The sequence below is a fragment of the Chryseobacterium sp. 2TAF14 genome, from assembly GCF_052115105.1.
Classification (GTDB): Bacteria; Bacteroidota; Bacteroidia; order Flavobacteriales; family Weeksellaceae; genus Chryseobacterium.
This window is the reverse complement of the sequence record NZ_JBFRGA010000186.1, coordinates 1-8704: the sequence shown is the minus strand read 5'-3', so window position 1 is coordinate 8704 and position 8704 is coordinate 1. Positions and strand designations below refer to the sequence as shown.

8 protein-coding genes and 3 pseudogenes are annotated in these 8704 nt (G+C 34.4%); 7 read left to right on the top strand and 4 right to left on the bottom strand.

Annotation, left to right across the window (positions count from 1 at the left end; genetic code table 11):
- Positions 1-52 precede the first annotated feature (52 nt).
- On the top strand, positions 53-193 hold the full coding sequence (locus AB4Y90_RS15190; RefSeq protein WP_441558382.1) for a hypothetical protein: 141 nt from the start codon (positions 53-55) through the stop codon (positions 191-193).
- A 41-nt stretch (positions 194-234) separates the two neighbouring features.
- Here the strand turns inward: AB4Y90_RS15190 and AB4Y90_RS15185 are convergent, their stop codons facing one another.
- Positions 235-2361 (bottom strand): helix-turn-helix domain-containing protein, encoded by a 2127-nt coding sequence (locus AB4Y90_RS15185; RefSeq protein WP_441558381.1) that lies wholly within the window; start codon positions 2359-2361, stop codon positions 235-237.
- 64 nt (positions 2362-2425) lie between these two features.
- Here AB4Y90_RS15185 and AB4Y90_RS15180 point away from each other — a divergent pair, with 64 nt between their 5' ends.
- A complete protein-coding gene (locus tag AB4Y90_RS15180) occupies positions 2426-2869 on the top strand; it encodes a hypothetical protein (protein ID WP_441558380.1) in 444 nt (147 codons plus the stop codon).
- Positions 2870-3159: 290 nt separating this feature from the next.
- Here AB4Y90_RS15180 and AB4Y90_RS15175 read toward each other — a convergent pair whose 3' ends face one another.
- Positions 3160-3675, bottom strand: a complete 516-nt coding sequence (locus AB4Y90_RS15175; protein WP_441558379.1) for a gamma carbonic anhydrase family protein — start codon at positions 3673-3675, stop codon at positions 3160-3162.
- 152 nt (positions 3676-3827) lie between these two features.
- Between AB4Y90_RS15175 and AB4Y90_RS15170 the strand changes: the two genes are divergently transcribed.
- From AB4Y90_RS15170 to AB4Y90_RS15155, 4 genes and pseudogenes are all read left to right on the top strand, one after another.
- Positions 3828-4706, top strand: a complete 879-nt coding sequence (locus AB4Y90_RS15170) for a NifU family protein (RefSeq protein WP_441558378.1) — start codon at positions 3828-3830, stop codon at positions 4704-4706.
- 86 nt (positions 4707-4792) lie between these two features.
- Positions 4793-5726, top strand: a pseudogene (locus tag AB4Y90_RS15165) (ferrochelatase).
- Between the two features lie 217 nt (positions 5727-5943).
- On the top strand, positions 5944-6171 hold the full coding sequence (locus tag AB4Y90_RS15160) for a hypothetical protein (protein ID WP_441558377.1): 228 nt from the start codon (positions 5944-5946) through the stop codon (positions 6169-6171).
- Positions 6171-6437 carry a hypothetical protein gene (locus AB4Y90_RS15155; RefSeq protein WP_441558375.1) on the top strand — a complete coding sequence of 89 codons (267 nt, stop codon included), beginning with the start codon at positions 6171-6173 and terminating at the stop codon, positions 6435-6437. The genes AB4Y90_RS15160 and AB4Y90_RS15155 overlap by 1 nt, the downstream gene beginning before the upstream one ends.
- Positions 6438-6596: 159 nt before the next feature.
- Here AB4Y90_RS15155 and AB4Y90_RS15150 read toward each other — a convergent pair.
- Positions 6597-7676 (bottom strand): annotated as a pseudogene (locus tag AB4Y90_RS15150) (type IX secretion system plug protein domain-containing protein); the annotation flags it as partial.
- Here AB4Y90_RS15150 and AB4Y90_RS15145 point away from each other — a divergent pair.
- Positions 7668-8285 (top strand): MBL fold metallo-hydrolase, encoded by a 618-nt coding sequence (locus tag AB4Y90_RS15145; protein WP_441558374.1) that lies wholly within the window; start codon positions 7668-7670, stop codon positions 8283-8285. The pseudogene AB4Y90_RS15150 and the gene AB4Y90_RS15145 overlap by 9 nt on opposite strands.
- Positions 8286-8555: 270 nt before the next feature.
- Here AB4Y90_RS15145 and AB4Y90_RS15140 read toward each other — a convergent pair.
- A pseudogene (locus AB4Y90_RS15140) lies at positions 8556-8704 on the bottom strand (thioredoxin family protein); the annotation flags it as partial.

The following is an 8704-nucleotide window of genomic DNA, read 5'->3' as shown; positions in this document are numbered from 1 at the left end:
ACGCTACAGACTGTAAACTGATTCAGATATTATTTCCTTAAAATTAATAATCATGCAATCAAAAATAATTGAATTTTCTAAAACGGATAAAATTAGATTTAACGAAATTGAAAATACAGAAATAGAATTTATGAACGAAAGTCGATCTGCAACATATTGGGATAATAACAAAAGAAAGTTCAGCAGTATTTAAAAGAAAAGGATTCGGTGTAAAACTGAATCCTTTTTTTTATTTTAATTATTTTTCTCTTTCTGATACGTAAAATGATTAATCAAAATCCTGATTTCGTTAAATTCAAAATTATTGGGTAAAGCATTTTTCCATTCGGTGAGATTTTCTTTAGGATCTCTGTGAAACATTTCCTGAAAAGCTTTGATTTTATCGGAAGTGATCACTCTCGAAATATCCAGCAAACCCTGCTCTGCAAATTTTGCCAAATGACCAATGACGGTTTCTTTTACCAAACCTCTTTCCATGGCAATTTCGGAAATCGTTTTCCCCTGTTCAAACAATTGGAAAGTAAGAACCTGAGACGGAACTTTTGCAATTTTCATGCTGACTTCCTTATCATTTTTTTCATCCAGAAGTTTGGTTTCCAGCAAATGAGTTTCCTTTAGACTGTTCAGATATTCTTCAATATCTTCGAGCCAGTTTTTAAGTTCTTCATTGTATTGTTTTAAACCTTTTGCGCCTTTTATTTCAGCATAAAATTCTTTCAGTGGATTAAAAACTTTATCTCTGATTTCGGTAAAAAAGAAATTCACCGCACCTTTTGATTTGCTTTCAATCTCGCTCCAATCTTCTTTTTTTTCAATAAATAAATTGACTTTCTGGAAAATGATTCGCTCCAGTTTTTCGAAAATCTTACCTAAATTCAAAACATCACGTTTCAACTGAAGATACAGCTGGTTTGATTTGGAACGGTCAATACTTTTGGTAACAATTGAAAGATTATTCCACTGCTCCACTTCTTTTAAAAACCATTGGCAATCGAGTGTACGAAGTAATTTTCTTATGCTGTAATCATATTTTTCCTGGTTTAAAATATTTTCAACATTATCATTCGCCTGAGTTTCGCCCTGAAATTTCAGGATTCTGTTATCTTTAAAAATAACTTCGGGAGTAATTTTAGATTTTAAAACAATTCCTTCCAAAGTTCGACAACGTGACAACGCCACATAAACCTGTCCTGCAGTAAAGCTTTTTCCGGCATCAATAATCACTTTATCAAAAGTCAAACCCTGACTTTTATGAATCGTAACCGCCCAAGCCAATTTTATCGGAAACTGCTCGAAACTTCCTAAAACTTCTTCCTGAATATTTTTATCGGTGTCTAGAGAATATTTTTTCTGTTCCCAGACTTCCCTTTTTACGGTAATTTCACGATCGCTACCTTCAAGAATTACTTTGATTTCGTTTTCGTCTAAAGAAGAGATTTCACCCAATTTACCATTATAATATTTCTTTTCACCCGAAATATCGTTCCTGATAAACATAATCTGAGCGCCGATTTTCAGCTCTAAAAACTGCTCATTCGGAAATTGGTTTTCTTTAAATTCACCAAAAAGTTTGGCTTCATAAGTACTTGCATCAACTTTTATATCTTTCAGTTTTTCCTGATTGATATCGTCTGCCATTTTGTTGTGCGAACAAAGGTAAACGTAAGGTTCTTCTCCGGCTTCAAAACCGGGATCGTATCTTTCGTTCAGATGATTAAAATCGATGTTGGCAACATCGCCGTCACGAATCGCATTTAGAATTTCCAAAAATTCCTGATCGGTCTGACGGTAAACTTTCGTCAATTCAATCGTCAATAAAGGAATATCTTTAATCGCCAAACTATCAAAAAAGAAAGGCGAATTGTAAAACATTTTTAAGACATGCTCATCTCTCACCACCGGCGGAAGCTGATACAAATCTCCGATGAACAACATCTGAACACCACCAAAACGCTGATTATTTCTTCGGATAAATCTCAAAGAAAAATCCATCATATCCAAAACATCAGCCCGAAGCATCGAAACCTCATCAATAATCAAAACCTCAACTTCTCTTAACAGTTTAAGTTTATCTTTTCGGTATTTAAAATGCTGCTGAAGATCAGAAATATTGTTGGCAATACTGCTGTCGATACGGTCTGTTGTAGGCAAAAAAGTACGCAAAGGAAGACCAAACATTGAGTGAATGGTAACTCCGCCCGCATTGATTGCAGCAATTCCGGTGGGTGCTACAACAATGTGCTTTTTTTTCGTTTTCTTTACAAATTCGTTTAGAAATGTGGTTTTACCTGTTCCTGCTTTTCCTGTAAGAAAAACGCTTCGGCTGGTGTATTCAATTAAGTCAAAAAAATGATTGTTCATCGCATGCAAAATTACGGAAAATGTGAATAGGCATAAACTTTGATTCGCTTAAAAAAAATAATTTATGAAAAACGCTTTTGTAAAATTCCCGGCAATTGCATTAATCTGCGCATTTACAATCAGTTCATGTGTTTCTTCAAATTCCGGTGACAACACCAATTTACCTGTTGATATTGCTGAAAGACCTGCAAATGAAAGCAGCAAAAAATATGACGAAGCCAATTTAGATAAATTAAAAAGCATCATAGAATCTGAGATCGCAAAAGAAAAATGCACCACCGCTTCTGAATGGACTTTTGCACCGATAGGATCTAAAGCTTGCGGCGGACCGGTTTCATACATTGCATATCCAAAAAAATTAGAAGCTTCCGTTCTTAAAAAAATAGAACATTATACACAAACCATGTCTGAATTTAATAAAAAATACGGAATTACTTCAGACTGTATGATGATTGCGGAACCTACTGGTTTGAAGTGTCAAGGTGAAAAAGCGGTTCTTGTTTATTAGTTGATAGTTTTTTAGTTATCAGTTTTTCAGCTAACTGAAATTCAAAAATTTAAAATTTAATAATATCATAAAAAAGGTTTGAAAGCATTTTACTTTCAAACCTTTTTAGATTTTGGCTAAATCTGTCGATTTTTTTTATTTGAATCCTAACTAAATGACTGCTTTATTAATAAAACATATTACTTAAACCAAATTCTTGTGAATATTCAATCACTTATTATTTAGATTTTAAAATACTGATTATTAGCCATCAACCGACAACTAACAACCATCAACCACTTAAGTAATTCCTAATCTTTGTACCAGGAAGAATATTTCACATAATTATCTGCAATTCTGTTGACTTCACCTTCCAGAAGCGCTGCAGAAATATCTTTAATTTTTCTGGCAGGAACTCCGCCCCAAACTTCGCCGGATTTTATGTGAGTTCCTTGTGTAACTACAGAACCCGCACCAACAATAGAATTTTCTTCAACCAGGCAATCGTCCATCACGATAGAACCCATCCCGATTAAAACATTATCTTTAATCTTGCATCCGTGTACGATGGCGTTATGGCCAATAGAAACATTATTTCCGATCTCCAAAGGAAATTTTTCGTAGGTACAGTGCAACATCGCATTATCCTGTACATTCACTTTGTCTCCCATCTTAATGTAATTTACATCACCTCTTATTACCGCATTATACCAAACGCTGCATTCTTTTCCCATCACTACATCACCAATAATCGTTGCAGTTTCAGCTAAAAAAGTATTTTCTCCCATTTGCGGAGTCTTTCCTAAAAGTTCTTTTATAAGTGCCATATTTTTAATTTGAAAATTTGAAAATGAGCCAATTTGAAAATTAAATATTGAAACCACAAATTGCAAATTACAGCGATAGCAAAAATCTAACTTCCAAATTCTAACTTCCCAGTTCTTATCCGTATTTTTGTACTCTCAAATTTAACGAAAAAATGCGTACGATACTTATAGAACCTACCGAAAACCCAAAAGTGATGAAATTTGTAGCCGACTACAACTTGATTCCGGGGTCTTTGGAATTGGACAGAGATTCAGATATATCAGAAATTCCTTTGGCACAAGAGCTTTTTAATTATCCTTTTGTGGAAAGAATTTTCATCACCGCTAATTTTGTTGCTGTTGCAAAACAAGACACTGTAGAATGGGAACATGTAGCAGAAAGCCTGAAAAATGTAATTGAAGACGAGCTTTTGGCAAACCCGAGAATTTATCTTCAGAAGAAAAAAGAGATGTATCAGATTTATGCTGAAATGACTCCGAATCCTAATGCAATGAAGTTTGTTTCAAGCAAAATGCTGATGGATGGTTTTGTGGAAGTAAAATCAAGAAACGAAGCTCAAGGCGTTCCTTTGGCACAAGCCATTTTCACCGAATTTGATTTTGCTCAGGAAGTTTTTATTTCAGATAATTTCGTAGCAGTTACCAGAGATAATTCTGTTGAATGGCATCAGGTAATGATGGCTGTGCGTGGTTATATTGCAGAATATCTTCAAAGCGGAGGTGAAATTTCAAATATTGAATCTCAAAAACATGAAAACCCGGTAGAAAAAATCATCAACAGAGATTATACAGACGACGAACAGAAAATTTCGGATATTTTGAATGAATATGTTGCTCCTGCGGTAGAAAATGACGGCGGAAAAATTTCTTTAATGGAATACGATGCGGCAAACAAAACGGCAAAGATGTTGCTACAAGGTGCTTGTTCAGGCTGTCCAAGTTCAACCGCAACATTAAAAGGAGGAATTGAAAACATTTTAAAACAATTCGTTCCGGAATTAGTGGAAAGAGTGGAAGCTGTAAACGGATAAAAATATCAGCAATAAGCAATGGGTAATAAGTAATTTGCGTGCAGATTATTTATTACTCATTATTCATTACCCATTACTTATATATTATGAAAGGAATATTACTGGTCAATCTCGGCTCGCCAAAATCTACTTCTGTTCCCGATGTAAGAGAATACCTTGATGAATTTTTGATGGACGAAAAAGTGATCGATTACCGTTGGTTTTTTCGTGCGCTTTTGGTACAGGGAATCATTTTAAATACAAGACCTGCAAAATCTGCCGAAGCCTACAAAACGGTTTGGACGGATGAAGGTTCTCCTTTGATTGTGATCACTCAGAAAATTCAGAAAAAACTTCAGAAACTGGTTGATGTTCCGGTAGAAATCGGGATGCGATATGCGCAACCCAACAGAAACGGTGATTGAAAAAGCAGAGGAAGTAAGAAAAAAGAAATTCCCCGGAATTAAGATCAATTACATTCAGCCATTTTACAACAGGGAAATTTACATCGATTGTCTTGCAGAAAGCATCCGGGAAAAACTTCCTGAAAATTTTGACGCATTACAATTTTCTTATCACGGAGTTCCGGAAAGGCATATTTATAAAACAGATCCTACAAACACCTGTAATCTGAATGACTGTTGTTCCCGAGAAAACAATCCGAGTCATCAGTTTTGTTATCGTCACCAATGTTTTGACGTGACCAATTCTGTGATTAAAAAATTAGGTTTGCCAAAAGAAAAAGTAATGGTTACCTTTCAGTCAAGATTAGGAAAAGACAAATGGATGGAACCTTATACCGATGAAACTTTAGAAACAATCGGTAAAAAAGGAATTAAAAACCTCGCAATTGTTTGTCCGGCTTTCGTTTCAGACTGTCTTGAAACTTTGGAAGAAATTTCTGTAGAAGGAAAACATCAGTTTGAACATGGCGGCGGAGAAAATTTCCACTACATTCCTTGCCTGAACGATGAAGACCGCTGGATTGATGTGGTAAAAATACTTTGCGAAGAAAAACTGAATGAGTTTTATTTGGTTTAAAGCTTACTTTAAAAAGAATACTAAGGACATTTGAGAAATCAGATGTCTTTTTTTTTATTTATTTTAACTAATACCCCTAAAAAAAAGAGCAATCCAGATTAAAATATACTATTTTTAATATTAATATAAAATTTAATAGGGGTATTACTTATTTTTTAATATTTTTTGTTAACTTTACCCTATCAAAAGATATACAATACTCAAAATTTTATAAATAATGAATATAAGTATAGATATTTTAAAAAAGAAGGTTGAAAATATCACTCCGGAACTTGCAGAAGCTTTTATCAGGATTATTGATAATCTGGATGCAACTGTAAAATCTGATGTTCAGCAATTTCAGTTGGATGAAGTTTCCAGCAGAATTGAATTTCACGCAGAAAATCCTTCAACGAAGTTAGATTTTTTTGAAAATATTTATGAATTAGAAAAAAACTGTGCGTAATGAAAGTCTTATTGTCATCGATTGCAAAAAATGACATTAGAATGCTGATGCGGGTTTTCAATGCCGAAGAACAAAATAAAGACAAATATTTTCTGAATGATTTAAAAGAATCAATCAATACGATTTTGAGCGATTACGAGAAATTAGATATAAAAAACAGGGAACTTCAGGTTTATAAAACGGAAAATTTTCCGGTACAGATTTATTATTTATTTGAAGATAACGACAGTCTTTTTATAACGGCAGTTTTTAAAGAAAATAATTAAAAATGCCTTTAGTATAGAACTTTTTTGACATTATTATATAGTTTAATTTTTCTGTTGATGTCTTTTTAGAAGACATTAGACACTTTCGACAGACCTTCCAAATGTGCAAAATTTGGAAGGTTTTTTATTTTGAATTTTAGTAAATAAATTCTTTCCGTATTATCTCACCGGCGTTCTGAATTCTCCGTATCCCGCCAAACCATCATAATTTCTTCCGAAAGGTTTGTAATATAAAAATGCCTGATAAAGATTTTCTGTCTGCCAGAAATTACCGTTAATCTCACCCAGATTTAAAGAACCATTTGCTTCTTTTGTCGCCAAAATATAGTTGTAAAAACCTTGCTTCATATAGATTTTAGCAATATATTTTTTAGCAGCTTCGTCATAATGCATCTGGAATTCTTTGGTTGCTTTAAAATCATTAAAACCACCTAAAATGTATAATTCTTTATCCATTGGATCTGAGTCTAAAGAAAAATGTACCCAAGCATAATCAGCTTCACGGGCAGCATCTCTCTCCTGTCCCAAATCATTTCTACGGTAGTACCAAGCTCCGTTTACATCCGGTTGATACTGATAATTTAAAGGATATGCCCAAACCGGGTGAAGATAAGTCTGATTAACTCCGTCAACAACGCCTGTTTCTCGCACCATATCCGCTGCCATTCTCATGTTTTTATTATCAAAATAATAAAACTCGTTATTTCCCGGGAAAGCAAGGTTCAACTGTTGAAAAAGCAATTTATTCCCCATCGTTGCGCTGGGTTTCTGGTTGATGATCTTCATATTCGGATTGTTATTCTGCATCACGGTAAGCGTCATAGAATTCACATTCGAAGTAAGATCTCCGGCTTTTGAAACAGCCTGTACTTCTACCCTTTGATTGATATTCGGAGTTTTGGCATCTGCAAATCTTGAAATATTCAAGGCTAAATTTACATTATCTTCCACCACAGAAAATCTTCTTTTGAAAAGCGGCTGATCTGCCGAGCTTTTGTAAACGATCAATTCAAAATTTCCTGAAATTTTCGGCTGCATTTTTTCATTCGGAAACTTTAAAGTATAATGAGTGTAAGCCTGAAGCGTATTAAAAGAATACTGAAACTGATCCAGCAACGCACTCATCGAGCCATTGGCAATTTCACTGAAAAAAAGATTATCATCTTCCCAGTTTCTGTCGAAATGCTTGATCGTGTAACGGTAAAGCTCACTTGAATTATACAGGTCTTCGTGTTCAATTTTGCAAGTGAAAATACTTACGTTCTTTTTAATGAAAATAAAAATGCCTGGTTGATAGATCCGGGAAATATGAATGAGCAGGAAACTCGTGCGATTTCAGATTTCATCACTGAAAATGATTTAAAAATTCAGAAAATACTTTTGACTCATTCTCACATCGATCATGTTTTGGGTTTGCAGTGGGCTTTTGACACGTTTAAAGTTCCTGTGACGATGCACCAGGAAGATCAGGAAGTTTTAGATATGCTTCAGGCAAGCGGAGCAAGGTTTGGCTTTCAGGTTCCTGCGGTAAAAGTTGAAACCGAATATATAAATGAAGGAGATGAACTTGATTTTGATGGTGAAAAATTTAAAATCTACCATGTTCCGGGACATTCTCCGGGAAGTGTGGTTTATCATAATGAAACTCAAAAATTTATGATTTCCGGTGATGTATTATTTGAAGGAAGCATCGGAAGAACAGACCTTTATAAAGGAAATTATGACCAATTAATCGATGGCATTAAAACTAAACTTTTTGTTTTGGATGAAAAAACGCAGGTTTTTTCTGGTCATGGAAATCCTACAACGATTGGGTTTGAAAAACAGTATAATCCGTTTTTGAAATAGTTTTCGGGGTTCGAGATGCGGGATTTTGAGGTTCGGGATGCGGGATGCGTGAGGTACAGGATTCGGGGTTAAAATTTACAGTTTTTAAGTTTGGGCTAAAGCTCATTGATTTTTCATTTAAATAAACGGACTAAAGTCCGTTCCTATTGATAAAAAAACTCCGGAAAGATTAATTTCCGGAGTTTTTATCTTATAAATAATTGATCGTTTTTCAAAAAGTTATCGAATTGCAATTACGATCAACTAACAACCAAAAATCATCAACCAAAATTACTTCCACTTAATATTACAACCCATACTCGGTCTCTGAATTTCTTCCTGAGGTTCGCCAATTAAAAGGTTTTCAAAAGCAATAATCAGATCTTCTCCCGTTACTTCTTTATGATTTCCAGGTCTTGAATCATCAATCTGACCTCTGT

Coding starts and splice junctions, on each gene's coding strand:
- AB4Y90_RS15170 (WP_441558378.1), top strand. CDS start 3,828: ATGCGTACGATACTTATAGAACCTACCGAAAACCCAAAAGTGATGAAA.
- AB4Y90_RS15185 (WP_441558381.1), bottom strand. CDS start 2,361: ATGAACAATCATTTTTTTGACTTAATTGAATACACCAGCCGAAGCGTT.
- AB4Y90_RS15175 (WP_441558379.1), bottom strand. CDS start 3,675: ATGGCACTTATAAAAGAACTTTTAGGAAAGACTCCGCAAATGGGAGAA.
- AB4Y90_RS15190 (WP_441558382.1), top strand. CDS start 53: ATGCAATCAAAAATAATTGAATTTTCTAAAACGGATAAAATTAGATTT.
- AB4Y90_RS15180 (WP_441558380.1), top strand. CDS start 2,426: ATGAAAAACGCTTTTGTAAAATTCCCGGCAATTGCATTAATCTGCGCA.
- AB4Y90_RS15155 (WP_441558375.1), top strand. CDS start 6,171: ATGAAAGTCTTATTGTCATCGATTGCAAAAAATGACATTAGAATGCTG.
- AB4Y90_RS15160 (WP_441558377.1), top strand. CDS start 5,944: ATGAATATAAGTATAGATATTTTAAAAAAGAAGGTTGAAAATATCACT.